Annotated in this window: 8 protein-coding genes; all 8 read right to left on the reverse strand. The window is 30.6% G+C overall.

Translation table 11 applies throughout. From position 1 onward, the window contains the following. Positions 1–95: 95 nt before the first annotated feature. Complete coding sequence (locus HC176_RS08455; RefSeq protein WP_167917763.1) at positions 96–386, reverse strand: hypothetical protein; 291 nt, start codon at positions 384–386, stop codon at positions 96–98. A 9-nt stretch (positions 387–395) separates the two neighbouring features. Next, a complete protein-coding gene (locus tag HC176_RS08460) occupies positions 396–737 on the reverse strand; it encodes a hypothetical protein (protein WP_167917764.1) in 342 nt (113 codons plus the stop codon). Positions 738–764: 27 nt separating this feature from the next. After that, a complete protein-coding gene (locus HC176_RS08465) occupies positions 765–3029 on the reverse strand; it encodes a PIN domain-containing protein (RefSeq protein WP_167917765.1) in 2265 nt (754 codons plus the stop codon). Further along, positions 3016–7332, reverse strand: coding sequence for a sacsin N-terminal ATP-binding-like domain-containing protein (locus HC176_RS08470; RefSeq protein WP_167917766.1), 4317 nt, complete (start codon positions 7330–7332; stop codon positions 3016–3018). The genes HC176_RS08465 and HC176_RS08470 overlap by 14 nt, the downstream gene beginning before the upstream one ends. Before the next feature lie 39 nt (positions 7333–7371). Continuing rightward, positions 7372–9459, reverse strand: coding sequence for a Piwi domain-containing protein (locus HC176_RS08475; RefSeq protein WP_167917767.1), 2088 nt, complete (start codon positions 9457–9459; stop codon positions 7372–7374). A 211-nt stretch (positions 9460–9670) separates the two neighbouring features. Beyond that, a complete protein-coding gene (locus tag HC176_RS08480; RefSeq protein ID WP_167917768.1) occupies positions 9671–10405 on the reverse strand; it encodes a PP2C family protein-serine/threonine phosphatase in 735 nt (244 codons plus the stop codon). Further along, complete coding sequence (gene mads8 / locus HC176_RS08485; RefSeq protein ID WP_245234862.1) at positions 10365–15794, reverse strand: methylation-associated defense system ATP-binding protein MAD8; 5430 nt, start codon at positions 15792–15794, stop codon at positions 10365–10367. Before mads8 ends, HC176_RS08480 begins: the two co-directional genes overlap by 41 nt. A gap of 15 nt (positions 15795–15809) precedes the next feature. Then, positions 15810–17369 carry a methylation-associated defense system protein MAD7 gene (gene mads7, locus HC176_RS08490; RefSeq protein WP_167917769.1) on the reverse strand — a complete coding sequence of 520 codons (1560 nt, stop codon included), beginning with the start codon at positions 17367–17369 and terminating at the stop codon, positions 15810–15812. Positions 17370–17371 lie beyond the last annotated feature (2 nt).

Raw genomic sequence — 17371 nt, forward strand, 5'->3', positions numbered from 1 at the left:
AATCCCTGGGCAATAAATCACCCAGGGAATATAAACCTCGATTCGGGGAAGAATTCTTCCCCGAATCGAATGATATTAATGAAAATTTATTGAATTTAGCTGTGTCTTAAATTGGGTAAGGCTACAGCTGCATGACCATTTTCATCAAGAAATAGGATTGTTGTTTTGTCTTTTTCTACATCTACTGGGAATGTAGCTTTAGACACTTTTTTATTGTGCTTTATCTTTTGCCAATGACCTGATTGTGGTAGTGGTATATTGTGTTTACTGCAAATTTTACGCAAATTATAGGCATCAAAATTTAACTCTTTTGCCAATGTTGTTAATGGTTTAGACCAAACTAAATCAAATAGTTCCTTTCGTTTGAGACCTTTTTTATCTGACATTTTTAGCTATTAAAATGGTACCATATCAAAATAAAGCTTTCCGTTGGATTCCTTTATTTTAACATAGATTCGGCTATGCTTATGGTAATTATCGTAGAAACAGTAATGCTTGTAACCCTCATCTTCCCATTCTGGATTTTCAATTTTTAAATGTAACTTCCCTTTAGATGTTTTATAAGCACATTTAAGCATATGGGTAAAGAACTTATAAAAATTTAATTTATTAGGAAAGGTTGTTTCTATTTTATTGGCTAATAAATGATATAGGAAGATTTTTGGTTTGTTTTGAAGTACAGCTACCGTTAAGCTTTTTATAGTAATTCCAGAAGTATTCGATTTATTTAACCTCATCAAAATAGATTTAATTAGCAATTAGAATCAATATTTATTTAATTGACTTAAATATTCTTTAAGTGTAATAGTTGTAATTTTTAACCCTTTGGCTTTTATCTGTAGGCCATTATCTGAAGTTAAAAGAATTGGATTTTGTGATTTGAACTTTAAAGCTACAGAGAGAATTAGATTATCGGGCGAACGTTTATTAAAATCTATTGGAAGTAAAGACACATCTGCTATTTCCATTTTTAAATCTCTCTTATCTATATTCTGATTTATTGATTTTAAAGCTTTTTGTACTTGTCGTTTACCATTATTATCTAAAGTAGATTTTAACTTATCAAGCTCGTCTAACACTTTTGCTGATAGAATCACAGGATACTTCTTATTAATTTTATTAATTATTTCAGGGCAGTCTACAAATACGTTTGTATCAATGATATAAAGATTTTTCTTATTTTTATTAATCTCTTTTCTTGGTTTTTCAAATTTGGATGGGTCTATATAACCAACAATTTTTGGTCCTTTTTGATTTTGTGTTTCTCTTATATTTTTTAATTGAGTATTTTCTGTTTTTTCTTTACAATAACTCGAATTGCTTATTGATAGCATGAATTGTTTTACATTTTTATCAATAACAGAATAGAATGAGGGAATCGTTTCGTCTGAAACAATTAACGTACAAAATTTAGATCTTGATGTGGCTACGTTGAAACGATTTGCTTGTAATGCAAATGGAATACCTTCAACCGGAACAAAGAAAACACAAAAATCTGTTGTAAGCCCCTGAACTCTATCAATTGTCTCTACTAAAACATTTTCAGTGTTTACACATTTTGCAAAAATTTCTTTTTGAAGTGAACGAATGGAATCTTTATGAAAAGCTAAAACTGCTATTTCAGATTTCTTATTATACTGTTTGATTTGGTCAACTAATTGCACAATAAATCTTGAACATTCAGCAGAAGGAAGCCTACCTTCGGGTAGTTGGAACCTTACCATACTCGAACCACCAAGATTATTCAAGTACTTATTAAGCATTGGATAATTGGAAAAATCAAGTGGAAGCTTTACATCTGACTTGCTTTTTAATACATCTCCATAAAACAAATTTGTTCCTTTAATAGCGTTTTCAGTTAAACGATAAGATTCGGTTAAGATGTATTGCTTTGCATCTGGAAGATAAAAACTTATAGATTTAAGCCCACAAATCATCCAATGATAATTATTTATGTCTTCGGGCGCATATTCTTTATGAAAAATTGGTTCAAGTTGTTTAATATCACCAATTACTATGCATTTTTTACCAAGCTTTTTTGCTAACGCTATAGTTGACAAAAAGGCCTGACTTGCTTCTTCTATAATAATATAATCAAAGTGTTCATCAACGACTGCTTTCGTTGCAATTTGACTCATTATGTAATAAGTTGTCAACAACATTTGCGGTTGTTGCTTGCTCAAACTTTTAAAAGATTGAAGTCCTTTTGCTTTTTCATTTTTTTGTTCTTCAGCCGTTAATGACGATTTATAAACTTTACCTTGTTGTAATGCAGTTTTTAAATGCTCTTTCTCCGCCAATTCAATCAAAGCTCTGTTAGTTAATGCAGTAACAAGTATTCTAAATTCAGATTTAAGTAATGCACTGCACAATAAGGCCATAAGGTAAGTTTTTCCTGTACCAGGTGGTCCTTGAATAATTATTGTATCTGTTTTGAAGAAATCTGTTTGTATTTTAGTTATAATGTCTTCATCCACAACTAAAGGCAGTGGATTCCAATTTGGCTCTTCAATGTTTAACTCTAATAATTTATTTGTATTTGGCTTTACTTGTTTTAAAAAGTCCACAAGATTAATCAGGTATTGTAATGGCGGGTCTGTTGGGGCTAAAAACACTAAAGCATTTCTTTCATACTTTTCAATGTCTTCAACTTTTACTCCAGATAGCCCAACAATAGTTTGGTTGGTTTCGTATTTAAAAAACACCGTTTTACTCTCAAATTGAGTCGCAACATTTGTTCTCAATTTCTCATAAGTAAGACCTCCCCAATTTTTCACATTATCATCTTGAATTGAAGAAACAAAGCATTGTAAATTTTCATTCTTACGTGGTGGAAAGCATATTTTATGATCAAACCTTACAATAATATTACCCCTAACTTCATCATACCCTTGGTATCTACATAAATAAAGTTGATTCTCTACAAACATTTTTGCTGCTTGTTTTTTCAGCAATTTTTCGAACTCATTTGTTTGATAAAGTAGTTCGTCTTGTATTAAGTTAATATGCTTACTATTATTGATAGTCATCTTCACTATTGTTAAATAATTTTAGGTATGCTTTAGATTTTTCATTTGCATTGTCTTTATCAATAATTAGTAAATGTTTTTTCTCGCCTCTATTCGCTTCACAAAAAGCAATTAAATCTTCAAATGGTTTGGCACCTTGAAAAGCAAGAATGTGGTTTGTGTTTAATTCAAGTATGTCTTCTGCCTTGTCATAGATTTTAATTCTTGATTTAGTATTAAAATCCAGAGCCATTTTGTATCCCTCATTGATCATTTTTAGAATCTCATTCGGATGAATATAGGCAAACGCCCCTCTCGCACTATGTACAAAGAATTTTTCACTACCTATTTTCACAATATTGAAACCTTCGTCTGAATCTTCGTATTTAATATTCCTTTCTTTCGTTAATTTGATTTTAGCAATTAGATTAAATAGTTTCTGTTTTTCTTGAGGATGATTATTAAAATCCTGTAATAAATTCTTTAAATCAGGTATATAATCAGACCATTCCGTAGCTTCGAGTTCTTCAGTTATAAATTGATTTACTTCATCAAGGAAAGAGGTATTTGTGTCTTGATCTTCTTCATTTTCATTTTCATTCCTTTCACCGAACAACTCTAATAATTCTTTTGATGAAAATTCATTTTTATCATCAGATGCCACCTTTAGAAGCGTTTGCATCTTATCTTTTTTTGAATTTATATAAATGATGTTATTATTTACAGCATAATCACCATTCATGTAGGAATAAAAAATATACTCTTTAATTTCATCAAGTCCAACCAGTAAAGGCACTTGATCATCGTACAATAAAATAGTGAAATTCTCTATTTCTTGCCATATGGTTGAATTTTCCTTTAACAATTCAAAATTGTATTCCTCCTCTATTATTAAATTACCTTTGCTTTTTCGACTTTCATTGATAATATCTACAATCTTCTTAAATGATTCAAACTGTTCTGGTGTTGAAAGTTTTATGCCTTTTTCTTTAAGCCATTCAAACGTATTAAAAAGCATTGTTTCATCTTCATTAAATCGAGTGTCTTGTGCCAACCTAATATTGGAAAATGCATTAATATCTCCTTTCAAAAACTTACGTAACTCTACCAAAACAGTGTTTTCAGTCCAAATACCTAATTTTTCAAGTTCAGATAATTTAATTTCTTCGTTATTTATCCATTTTTGCAAGTATTCAGGTAGTTTTTCATTTTCTAACGCATATTCAGACGGGAAAACAGCATGGTTTAAATCAAAACCCAATTTTAATATATCTGAACCTGGATTTTCTTGATGATAATAAACTAAAAAGAAGAATTGCTCTTGGTTTTCTAGTGCTTCAGTTTGTTCTATAAACTTTTGAAACACACCATCTGTATCAAGTTCTTCATTAACCCCAAATAAGATGTTCAGTTTTTCATTTGGTATTCCCAAACCATTAAATTGTGAAATTAAATCACTTATCAAATCACTATTTTGATGTGTTGATGGTAAAATTTTTGATAAGCTAAACTCCTTGTTTGAAATATTTATTTTATCAGAAAACATCGCAATGTCTGAAAGTTTGAAGATTGATTCACTTGTTTCAATGACAACACTATTTCTAAATTCACTAAAATCTCTTTCATTTAATACATTGCAAGCCAAGTTTAATATTTTGAATTCAAAATCTTCTTTTGTGTATCTAGTTTCCGAATTGAATTTGAATTCTGAAAGGTCTTTTAGGAATTTCCGTTTAGGTTCATCATAGTGAATAACATCTACTAGTTGCTCTTTGAAATCATTAACATTTATCTTTGATAAAATGAGTTCATATAATTCTTCGCCTCTGACAATACTAACTTCGTCTTTACATTCTTCATCAAATTCAAAAGGTAAAGCAAGTAGTGTATCTTCAAAATTTTGTTTTATAAATAGCCTTACTTCTTTGTTTGAAGGACGAACTTGATAAGAATTATTAGTTTTTCGTACTAACAGAAATCCGCTTTCAGTTTTCTTTATTATATATTCCTTAAAAAATGGCTTTTGATTGTCATGGTAAAGTTTTACCAGTGATTTTATTTCGTTTTCTTCCGTTAATTCAGAAAGGATTAAGTCTTGATTAGGAATAAATATTTCTTCAAATATTTCTTCTTGCTCGGACACCAAATAAGGTTCTAATTCAGCAAAAAACTCATCTTTTTTTATTTTGTAAGCATTAAGCCAACTTGCTGTATTAAGGTTACAATCAATAAGTTTATTCAGTGGTTTTATTTCGGAATTACTTTCACAAAATAGATGTAAATCTTTTAATGTGACTTCAGAGACATTGTCAAACTTTGTTGCTTCGTTAATGAAATTAAGAAATAGTTTTTTCTTTTCATTGGCTAATAGTTTATTTCCATTTTCTATGCACCATTTAGCAATCAAGTCATAATGTTTTCTATCATCGGGTAAAGTAACTGTAGAAAATATTATAGGATAATCTTCAACTGACAATTCAGAAACAACCAGTCCCAATTTAGTAAGTTCATTTTTTACTCCTTTGGTTTTGTTGTTGCTGAAAAAACAATTTGTGAATTTAAAAATAGGTTTACCGTAATTGTCTTTTTTGATTACTTCATTGAGTGAATAAAACTTTCCATTGGAAAATTTAAAAAGCTTGATATTACGGATGCTTTCTTTTGTTTCTACTCGCAAATAGCTTTCTTCTAATTCATTTAAAAAGTCATTATACGCTGGTTCTTCACAATTAGCAATCCAATTATTTATACTATCAATATCCGCATTTTCTATAATATTTCTTATGTCCCATTCTTCAATTCCCAGTTTTTCAGATTTAATAGCTTCATTTATAAGCAATCTATCTGCATCATTATCCCACTCAAACCATTGAATATGGCCTAATCCAAAATCAGCTAATTTTAGTTGGGATTTAAGCTTATTTATTTTTACGTTTTGAGAATTGTTTGAATAACCACCTTTGACAGGAATATTACTTTGAATATAAATCAAGAGTTTTTCAAAGAAAATATCATATAACCATTTATTATTATCTTCTACAGGGATTCTAGAAACCAAAATATTGGCATAGAAATTTAAAAATTCATTTCTGTTACTTTCTTTTTTTTCCTCTGCATATTGTGTTATAAAATTTGATATTTGAGGAAATAACTTTCTGTTTTTATTACTATCGTGTAATTTTCTCCTATTAGCTTCTATATCAAAGCTATCACAATGAATAATAAAAGAAAAACCGTTTGTTTCATCCCCCATTGGGAAATATTTATAAAAGTTTGGTGACTTTCTGATTCCTTCTGCTTTTTTATAATCAGTAAATCCCAATGCTATTTTAATATCACAATTTGAGTATTCTGGATTTATTTCATTAAAAAGTTCAGACTCCTTCTTTATCTCAAAACTTTTGATGACTAAATCGCTCTTCTTTAAAGAATTTTCATTGATATAAACTTCCTTTAGATTTTTAAGAAAATTCATGGAATATTGTACCCCACTTTCAAGACCTTTGTAGTCGTTATCTAATAATGCCCTTTTTCCTTCTCCTAATTTCAAAAAGAATAATGACCCTTGTTCAAGATTTTCAAAGTCAAATCTTCCTTGATGTGTTTTGAAATTTTCTTTTAAATAGTCTATAATTTCTTTTAGTTCAGAATAAGGAAATAGAACAGTCTCTTTATAATTAATATCAAGAACTTTTTCTCCTGGTTCTGTTGGAAAATTTGTTGCTATGATTTTAAATAACCAAGGTCCGGTTATGTCATCAATATTCTTCGGGTTCTTTACAAAATTTGGGAAAACTGGTGAATTTCCTAATAATTGTTTTAATTCTCCTAAATTATTCCAACTAAAAATTACTGGCCCTTTATAATCTTCTATTAACTCTTTAATACCTTCATCTTTACCAACAAGCCTATGAACTAATTTAAATCCTATCCCAAACCTTCCAATGTTATCACAGCTATAATCTTTTGTAGTATCTGCAATATTAAGGATTGATAGAACATCCTTGTGATTAAAAGGTTTTCCGTTATTTACCGCCAGGAAATATTTGTCATTATAAAAAATAAAAAACTGACTTGAACCACAATCAACTGCATTTTGTATAAACTCATAAATTGCTTGACCATCTTCAGCAATTTTTAATATAGAAGGTAAAAACTTATGTATTTTTTTATCTCCATGCGTTAATTCAAAATATCCATTAGTTCTTTTATTCCCTTCATCATGGTATACACCAACAAAATTTGTATTCGTATTGCGGTCATTTCTCTTTCTTACCTGTGTTTTATAATGCCACCTGAAGTTTTTTATACTTTTTATTTTCATCTATAAAAATTGTTAGTTCTTTATTATCATATTTTGGCTTTACAAAAACCACAATTTATTTTTAGCCTCTTCTTTAATATCGTTTTGGAAACGTGGTACTAATTGCGCCACCATTTCTGGGTATCTAATGGTTATTGGTACGTTTTGAGGTTTTAGAGACTTCCAATATAATCTACTGAATTGGAATACTTGGGTGAGTAGCTCTGTAATGATGTTATCATCATCAAATGCATCTTCATTTGGGCTACTCATACTTACCTTAATTGGGAATGGGAAACCGTCGGAATCAAAAAAACGTTGTTCTTCAAACCTACCGTTATTAAATAGTAAAAATTTACGTTCTCCTAATCTAACAAATGTTCCACTGTAAGGCATTAGATTATTTACAAAATCGGTATCATAAGCTATGATGTCTTTTGATTCTGTTTTGTTGATATTTAAGATGTAAATAGGTTTATTCTCCAGATTGAGTTTATGCATTCCTTCTAATATGGGTTGCATTTCCCGTTTACTCATTTCTTTATAAAAATGGATGACTATTTTATCGGCTTCGGATTGTGTAAAGAATTTACGAATTGCTGTAATAATACTTCCTGCCAACAAATCTGTTTCGTTTTTTGAAAAACAATCGAACTTATTGAAAATACCGTTGTTTTGAAAGCTGAATGCACTTGCCACATAGCGGTGTTTATGGTCTTGATTTGTAAATGCCCCTACTCCAATAACCAATTCTTTTTTCTCGGTTACTGCCAGTTTCCAAGGTTTTCCTCCTAATTTGGCGTGAATAGCCAATGATATGTTATTTAAGTGCCATTGATAATTGCCGATGTTTCGCTGTAAATCTTCAAAATCTATAGCTTGGGTCATAATACCTTCATCTAAACACAATTCTTTTACCTGGTAATAAATGTTTTTAAGTTGTGGATTGGATTCAAATCTTGTAAATGGACTTATATAAAATGCTAAATAGGCTACCGATGTATCCCATTCCAATTCATTTAATTTTTGTTCTATCTCTGAAATTAGGTTTTCCTTATTTTCAAATTCAATGAAATGGTTAGGTGCTGAATTTACAGGAATATCTATAAAACTTTTTAAACCTTTATAATAATTACCAGTTCCGTTTTTAAGATAGCCCCATAGCTTTTTAATTGTTGCTTCGTGGTCTTTATGATAAATAAAAAAGAATTTAATATTTGGATTGGGTGGTCTAAAATAAGGTCTGTATCTGTTTAACTCTAATTTGGGTGTTATACCAGTTTGCTTGTTGCCTTGTGCGTCTTTGCCATATTCCAACAAGCCTTTTTCTTTATCTATATGACCTATACGGTTTAAAGGTGCATCTATAAATTCCTCACTTCTAAAATCACATATTTGTTTGAAGCTATCTATTAAAAGATACTCTTTGGTAAAATCCTGTATTTTTTTGAGGTATTTGATGTACCTGTTTTTTGTTTTTTTAAGCTCAAATGGAATGTTTAAATCTCTTTGCAACTCTCTGTTAAGAATTGGTAATAGTTCCTCTAAAATAAGGCTGTTATAAAAGGCTTCTTTTTGAGGTGTATCTGTTTCCATTTGAAAATTCACTATTTGATTTCTAAAAATAGCTTTAGTAACCAGATGTGTATTCTCTAATTCTTGAACTGATTTTTTTAGGATTTTAGACGTACCATCGAATGCTACTACCAACTCGGGATGATCTGATACTTCGGCAATTTGTATTTTTAATGTAAACTTATCGTAATAGTGATAGTCTTTATGATATTCATCTTTACTTAACACCCAAACTTGCCTGTCTTTTAATACGCCATTTTTACGATTTACAATGTTTAAGCTATCAAAATGCTCTTTAATTTGTGCGTTTAAAAACTGCTTATATAAATTAAGATTATAGTTGTTGCAATCTACTTTTAAAGGTTTAAAGCCTTCTCTGGGTTTGGTAAAGGTGGTGTATATTTCCTCTGCTTCCTCTAACTCCTCATTGCTGAACACCTCTGTTATTGTACTTGGAAACTTCCTATGGTGAATGGTATCTACTCCATCTACTTTGTTGAGCGATACATAAAATGTTAATAGTTTACGTGGCCAATTGAAGCTTAATATGTTAAATTTTAAGTGTTCTTGCATAGGTATTGAGGGGTTTTAGTATTTACATATAGTTTTATTTAGTTGTTCTCTATACATTTTTTATTTCGTTGCACTCATAAAAAACACTCGAACTGACGTTATTTAAGGTTTTGATTTTTCAGGTTACTGCACTTTCATTTCGACAAGCTCAATGTGACATCTAATTCGCTTTGTTCTCTACTGCTCTCAAACTGACAGCTATTCTATTTTTTTAGTTTATCAATATCAAAGAATAATTATCTTTTGCTGTTTCTTGTAATTTATCATCTATTACAGCTAGAATGTCATCCACATTTTTTTCTGAATTTATGACATCCAACAATTGATGGTTGCTTAAAACATCTGTCACTCCATCGGAAGCTAAAATGATATAATCTCCTTGTTCAAAATCTTCAATGCGTTTGTAATCTATCTGCGCTTTTTTAATATCATTTTGAATTGCTCTGGTTACAATGTGATTGTACTTTCTTGCACTATTGGCCTCAACAAAGACCTTATTTTCAATTAATTCATTTTTTAAATTGTGTTCCACAGATTCAAAACCTATTTGTCTATTTTTTATATGCCAAATTTTCACATCACCTATCCAGAAACAGTGTAAATCTCCATTATCTTGAATTACACCTCCTATAGTTGCACCCATTTTAGACTCTTGTTTTTCATTTTCAAGTGTCAACGCCTTTGTAACTTTATTCACTTCAGCTTGAATACTATCCTTATCAAAATTTTTAATGGTATTTAAGCCTTGATAAAGGTTTGCAACGATAAAGTTTGCTGCATACCCTCCGTTCTTATAACCACCCATACCATCTGCCAATAAGTAAACCTTATTATCCTCACCCAGATTCTTTATGAACACTACATCTTGATTAGACTTACGTGACCCTATATTTGAAATAAACTCACTATTCATCCTTTTTAACTGCATTAATTGTTGCTCCGCCATGTTTCGTTACTCTTGGTCTTGTTATTATTTTTACTGGTTGATTAGTTACCCTTTTTTCGTTTGCTTTAGAAGCCCATAAAAACCCTTCTCCTGGTTTTAAAATACTCATATCTGCTGGTGTCAATGTTGCCAGTTGTGTAATGGATTTTTGAATGTGTTTTAACCATTGCGGGCTATTAAACTTATGCAATAATACTATTGAGCTTAATTCAATAATTTCATTAGGTAAACTTGGTGGGTCTTGACTAGCAATTAATATACTTACCCCTTTGTGTCTCATTTCTCTAATGGCCGTAACAATATTTCCAGTCAACTCTTTATTATCCATGTATTTATGAGCTTCATCAAAAACAATAAACTTATTAAATTGGTTTTCTGAACTGTTTGTTGCAGAAAAAATATCCAATGCTGTTACAAATAAGCCTAATGCCTGATCTTTATGGATAAACTCATCTCTCATATCAATAATGATGAGTTTTGATGGTTGTAAATAATTGGCTAAATGATTGACATCCTTAACATATTTTGAGGCAAACCTAATTCTACGGGTTGCTAATGTTTTATCTCTTCTAGACAATAGTTCACTATCACTTATTGCTTGATTTAATGTTGCTACATTTAAGTTATTGGTGTCAAATAATTCTTCTAAAATGAAATTAATTTCGTTAATATAATCAGATGTATTTCCCACTGCATTCATTAAAAACTGCCAATCCTTTATTGATAATTCATTAGGATTAAACAATAACGGGGCAACCTCAACTGATGGAAATTGGTTTCTACGTTCTTCCACTTTACGTTCAGGACATAGGATTATGATATCATCTATACTATCGGGCTCTACATTATAAACTTCCTTTAAAATTCTTAATTCGTTAGGCTGGTCGTTAGGCTGAATCATTGATGTAAACTCTGGCTCGTAATCCATACTCTCACTGTAATGGAATATTACTCCCGCAAGTGGTGATGGCAACTTATTGACATTACTGAATTGCTTTAATACCATTTCAGTTAAGGTTCCGATGGAATAACTTTTTCCGCCACCTTGTACTCCAAATAGACTCATTGTATTAACCCCACTTAAATCAATAGCGATTTTTTTGTTTTGATGCGCTGTTTCACCCAAAATCCCATATTGTGAAGATGGTTTAGAGTTACCTATAAATATTTCAAAATTTGGTTCTGAATATGGTTTATCTGTACTTGTTCTTTTACTATCACTAGGTGTAACAATAGGTTCTTGAGGTTCATTTACCTTTTCTTGTTCTTGAATCGAATCGTTTGACTGAATCGATTTTCCTTCAGGCTTTATATCTACTACTTCAGACTTGTTAGCTTGCTCTTCTTGAGGTTTATTTTCCGGTTCTATGAGTGATGGTGATTTTTTAAGCTTTTGAATAAATGTTTTCATTTTATTGTCAACACCTAAAGCTTCTACTAACTCACTGCCCAAGTCATCTCCTTCTAATCGAATGGTATTTAAATCGGAATCTGGATCTAAAATATCTTCGATTAAATCTTTGCCCATGGTAAACATAGTTATATCACCATCAGCTATTTCTTTGAGATGTTTTTTTGATGTAGAAAAATCGTAAATAACACCTACTTTATTGAACTTTAAACTATAGCCTAAATCTAAATCCAATAAGAAGTCGTTATAATTATCATATACCAAATCACTCAAATAGTTATAACGATTTGACCTATTTATATAAAAGCCAAGCAACCCACGTAGCTCCTTATTTTTTATTTCCCTATCCAACCTATCGTTAGAGAGATTGTATTGTGGGTCGAAATGGAATCTTAAAACCTCTATAGTGTTTTCAATCTGTTCCTTCATTTTCATTTTCAGGTCTTCACGTTCTGTTTCATTAAGCGCCTTCCTGCACTTAATTTCTATAACAGTAATAAGAATTTCCCTTTTCTCTGGATCTAGAGATACCAACAAACTATCTGCCCTACTTTTACTTTCAAAACTATTTTGGTTAAATAAATTTTGATGTAAATCGATTGGTATTAAAATGCCGTTTTCTAAAAATCCTTTCTTTTCCAGCACCCTCTTTGTAAAAGCAGAACCAATTACCTCGAATGCCTTGTTTTTAGATGAGTTGAGTTGTAGTACCAGCGAGCTACTTAAAGCCCTTAAATCTTCCAAAAGGGACTTAATTTTTACTTGATGTTCTTCATTGTGAATATCCAAGTCAAACTCCTTAAAATGAGGTCCTATTAAACCGAGTACTTCTGATGTTGGCCTTGTAGTTAGATAAGATGATATTCCTGAAACTTCTTCACCAGGTACATAATCCAATAAAAATGGAATATCTTCACCATTAGAGGGTTGGTCATATACTTCTGGCCCCATATTCTTATCAAATGTTACCACCCAGTCTGAATAATCATGTAAATGGGTTATTAACACTTTATCCCTTTCATTCAATACCATTTGTGTTGATGGAATTGCCTCTGTATATTCTAATTTCAGAGCACAACTTGTAAACGATTGAATGTTCTCAAATAATTGAATCCCCAATTGACCAAGATTACTATAAACTATTGGTAAGTTATTACCCTTAATAAATCTATTCCACTTAAATCTATTGTCATCGTTCTCAACATTGACTGTATAATCCGTAACAATGCCATTTACATAGAAATTTCTAGTGTCTAAATCTGGTTTTACCAATTCAATTTTTATTGGAAATGGGCTTATTAAAAAACTAATATGCGCATTGAACTTCAATGGATTCTTTAAATAATCTGAAATGTTATTTATTGAAAATCTTAATTTCGGGAACAGCCTGTTTTTGGACGGCTGCGAAAACACTTCAGCTTCTTCAGAAATGATTGATTGTGGATTCAAAAGACTTTTAAGTGCGTCTCCATGCTCAATGATTTTATCATTATCCTTAAATAATCTTATCTCATATTTTGTATTACTAAATTCGTTTTCTTTTTCCAATTCAATTAATGCATCAGAAAACACATTGGCGTCTCCAGCATTTACCAAATTCAAAATTAATTTGTCCACATAAGGATGTTGCTTTAAATAATTTTTAATATGGGTAACTACCTGTTTTTTACTTATATCTGTATCGATATAGTTGTCTTTTGTGATATTAAAAAGCCCTCTAAAGTAATGAAGCAACTGCCTAGATATTGATGTAAAAGACTTACTTGCCTTATTGTCAACACCTTCTAAATACAAGCCCCAACCATGTGCTAGTTCACCTGAATAATTGTAATTTTTTAAAGACTGATTACCAACTATAACCAATGGATTATTGGAATAACTAAATTCATTATTAAAAAGTACCTCTAAATTATTTGACCATGCTTCTTTGTATTTTGAAAAGCCTAATGTTTCTTGCTCCCATTTAAAAAACACATCTAACAACTGTAATGTCCAAGCTAATCTTAAAGGATGTAAAGGCGATAAAAGCAACGCTTCTATTTTTTTGCCATCAGGTAGATTAGTGTCTAGTTTAACGACATCCAAAAATTGTAATTCACTTACCAAATCTACTAAATTAGCTTTGTCTTCCTCTGAAATTTCAGTATTGGAAATTTGATTTTGAAGTTCAGAAGTCCATGCTGTATATGCTGAAATATAATTTGAAATATCTTCTTTGAAGTTAAATATATCTGCTGTTTCGAAAACACCATCATTGTTTTCGTTGGATTCCTGAATACGTTTGAACACTTTGGAACGCAAGCTTAATACAGTTTCTGGTGCGCTCAAGGTTAGCTTGCTCTCTATAAATTTGTAATCATTAAAATTTGTAAATGACGCATTGTTATTTACATCTACTTTAACATAACCCAAATACCCTGCGTTATCCAAAAACTCTTTTTCAATGGTTCTTAATTTAGACGATAAGAGTATTTGGTAGTTATGGTTTTGCGAATAGTTTATGTGGAATATTGAGGTGTGACTTACTTTTTTATCGTCTAACCAACAATTTGAAGGTTCTACTGGCTCTGGTACTGTAGGCTCATTTTCATGTTTTAGGTCGTAGATTCTATGATTTAAAAATGCTTGAAGCACACTTTTAACCTTATCTTTTCTTTGGTTGTCTTCACGATCAATGGTATCATCAACCACAAAATCAAAATCATCGGAATCACAAGTTAGTTTATATTGGAACTCATCTTTCGAAGCATCTGGGTCATTTTTTAATTCTTCTTCCCATACCTCTTGAATTTTAATCTCTTTAAAATCATCATCATTATTCAAAATTTCTCCAAACTCGTTTTCTGCCAATACTTTAATAAAATAGGCTCCATCATCTATTTGATTAGGTTCTAATTCTACTATGGCATCTCTGTAAGGACGATTATTAGCTGTTTTTTTTAATTTTCTTAAAACAGCAATTTCTCCCCCTCTACCTCCATCTACTTCCATCAAGACAATTTTGAAATACTTCAAATCGGAAATTTGATTGGGATTTGGATTGGTTGAAAATCTTATTTTAATTTTCGAAGCGCTATTAGGGTTGGCGTATAATTTTTTCCTATCATTTTCTGTTTTAAAATCACTCGATTTAATTTCATCAACAGATAATTTTACCTTACTAAAATCTATTTCTAAATCGGATATTTTCCAGTTTGAAAAGTTCAGGTTTTGGTATTTTTTGAAGATGGTTTCTGCTATTTCCTGCTTTGTATTTAAATGGTCTTCATTTTTAATAAAGTTTACAATTTCCCCTTGCAACGTATTCGATTCAATAGGCATGTCTGCAATACGGTCTATCACAGGTTTATCGAAGTTTGATAGAACCTCAACACAATCTGAATTGAATTTTATTCTCGACCTAATTTTATTGTTATCCTCTAGTAATTTTGTGTCAGGTATTAGGTTTAGTTTATAGAGATTATTCCCTATACTTCTATCACTATAACCAATTTCTTTAAGACTTATGAGAAAGTTTATAATTTGAGTATTCTTGAGGTTATCTTGACCTATGAAATTGATAATATCTTCTATAATTGAGTTTTTAAACTCCAAAGGGATTTCATCAATTAATTTATTGACTAATTTTGTTTCTACTCCTTCTAAACTCAACTCCTTAAAAGTTGCATTGCCATAAGAATCTTCTGCCGCCGTTCTACTGTTGGATGGTATTAGAATTAAAAGTGGTTTGGACTGATTATTCCTTAATTCAATCAGTTTGGTGGCACTAATACATTTTTCATTTGTATTCACCTCTGATATAATGTAGGTATCTATTCCTGGAAATAGTTCATTAATTTTATCGCATAAGACATTTAATTCTTTAAATGCCAAACCTGAAATTTTCATACAATGTCCAGGTTTTGCATTTTGCAATTCTTCTTGATGCAAATCAATAACTAATTCAATTATTTCTTTATAATATGTATTTATCATCATTGGTAATTACTGTTGTTAGTTCAATGGGTATCTTGGTCTTACTTTTTGCAGAATATATGCGTCACTTAAATCGTCGTAAAATCCTATTTGACGTAATTTTTGTTTAAAAGCTTCCACATTTTCTTTAAATGCTAAATGTGTATTGACATTAGCATCTCTAAATCTTTGCTCGGTAATTCCATTTATTATTAAACCATATCGCTCCCTAATTCTATTCATCAATTCTTCAATAGATAAGCTACGTGTTATAAAATGGTCGTCTTGACTTTCCAAAACCATAATCTGTACCAAGGTTTCCAATAATCGTGTCCCCATTACAAATCGTCTCGGGTGCTTTTTACTTCTTCCTTGAGCCATAAAACCTCTATCAGAATTATTTTGGCTCAAATTTGCTAACATCCCTCTATATTCCTTTAATTGTCTTTTAGATTTCGTATTGAGAATAATGGCTAAATACTTATCAAAATAGGTTTCTTCATATTTTGTAATATCATCAACCAATAATTTATCCTCTTCATCCAAATCTTTATAAAGACTATTAAACTTTACCCTGAAGTAAATTTCTTTCTCGTTACTGGTTTCTTTCAATTCTCTCAATGCCTTTTCTAAATTTTCAGAATTGTCCTTATTCAATTCTAAATATTCTAAAGTCATATTAATTTTGAATGTTGCAACAATATATTTGTAAATAGAATTGTATAGTCTATCTGCATCCTCTATCGCATAAGTAGACACTTTACTTTCAAAATCATCAGTTGTATCAATTACAATATTCCAGTCATCCTCTATATTTACTGTTCCTTTTTCAATCATTACAGGTAAAAAATGAACCAATTTTTGGGTATACAATGACATGTGGAAGGAAATGATTGTTTTTAAGTAGTCAACCAAAACACTTCTAGGTATTTTATTTTTATAAACTAATAACCTCCTAATATCATCGCAGAATAATTCGGCTTGCTTTTTTAATAATGGCTCAATTTTGTTTAGTGCAGTTGCCGAATCTAATACAAAGCGAGGTGATATTTTTGGAATGATGTTTAACATCCCTAAACTGTCTATATCGAGATTATCTAAACTATTGAGCATATCGGTAGTTGCATCCCAACCTTCAATTAAGAATTTTTTTAGGTCGTCTTTAACTTGTGGATTAGCACTTAACATCAAATAGACTTGATCTGCTGAATAATAATCTCTGGCTACACTTGCATTACGCACTCTATAGCTTTCTAAATGCACAGGTCTTAATGAGGCTACTTTTTCCTTATCGATTTTACCGCGATAAGCCATATTAACAAAATTGTTACGTATCCAAGGTTCTATAGCTTCCGAATTATCTGAATACCCTACAACCTTATTCTCATTCTCCAATACTCCTAATGCATTCTTTAAATGATTTATCTCAATCAAGGTTTTTCCTCTACCTCTTGATAGCTGTCTTGGTTTTTGCCCATTATATCTTAAGAGCATAAACAAATTAACAAGGGTGTATTCTATATTAATAGATTTTGCATCTATAGTACAAATGAGTTCATTACGAAACACACTTTCCTCTTTATTCATTTTAATCGCCATAC

The organism is Tamlana crocina, assembly GCF_012037625.1.